The sequence below is a fragment of the Brachyspira catarrhinii genome (assembly GCF_005518285.1).
Lineage (GTDB): Bacteria > Spirochaetota > Brachyspiria > Brachyspirales > Brachyspiraceae > Brachyspira > Brachyspira catarrhinii.
In genome coordinates this window covers 1-902 of the sequence record NZ_SJDU01000623.1, presented here as the reverse complement: position 1 = coordinate 902, position 902 = coordinate 1, and the positions used below count along the sequence as shown (strand labels likewise).

Annotated in this window: 1 protein-coding gene; it reads right to left on the bottom strand. The window is 34.4% G+C overall.

The window, feature by feature from the left end:
• Positions 1–731, bottom strand: a 731-nt coding sequence (locus EZH24_RS12690; RefSeq protein WP_153227241.1) for an alcohol dehydrogenase catalytic domain-containing protein, incomplete at its 3' end; no start/stop codon positions are given.
• Between the last annotated feature and the right edge of the window lie 171 nt (positions 732–902).

Below are 902 nucleotides of genomic sequence, written 5' to 3'. Positions count from 1 at the left end.
CCAAGTTTAACCGCGTATTGAACAGCCATATGTCCGAGTCCGCCGTATCCTGCAACGCCTACTTTATCTCCTTTCTTTATTTTCATTACTTGAATTGGAGAGTAAGTAGTAATTCCCGCGCAAAGCAACGGAGCGACTTTTTCAATTTGAGCGTTTGACGGAATTGAGATTGCAAATTTTTCGGAAACGACTATATTATCCGAATAACCGCCTTGAGTAATTTCGTTATCATGAAATCTATCTACAGAACCGTATGTCAAAATCGCTCTATTTAAGCAATATTGTTCTTTATTATTAAGACAATTCTCACATTTTCCGCAACTATTAACCATGCAACCTACTCCCGCATAATCGCCCACTTTGAATTTTGTCACCGCGCTTCCAACTTGAACTACTCTTCCCGCTATTTCATGCCCTGGAATTATAGGATAATTTCCTTCTTCAAAGTCTCCGTTTACGGAATGAATATCGCTATGGCAAATTCCCACATAAAGAATTTCGATTAAAATATCGTTTTCTCCCACTGGATGCCTCGTGAATTCTCTAACCGTAAAATTCATGTTTTTTGAAACCGCGGCTAATCCTTTTGAATTAATCCTTCCGTCCGCATTTGTCGTAAAAGGATTAATCACGCTACTTTGATTTGCATTAATTTGTCCGTTATTTTGATTATTATTGCAGCCAATTAACGCGAAAACCGTAATAATAATCGTTAATATTTTTTTAAACATTTTCTTTCTCCTTGATTTATTAAAAATATTATTCAAATCAAACTTTTTTACTAATAAGAAATTTTACGATTTCAATATCGCTATGACTAAAAAATAAACTTTTATCAGTATCCAAAGATTTTATTTTATTCATGTCGTCTTCGGAAAGCTCGAAATCGAAAATATTAAAGT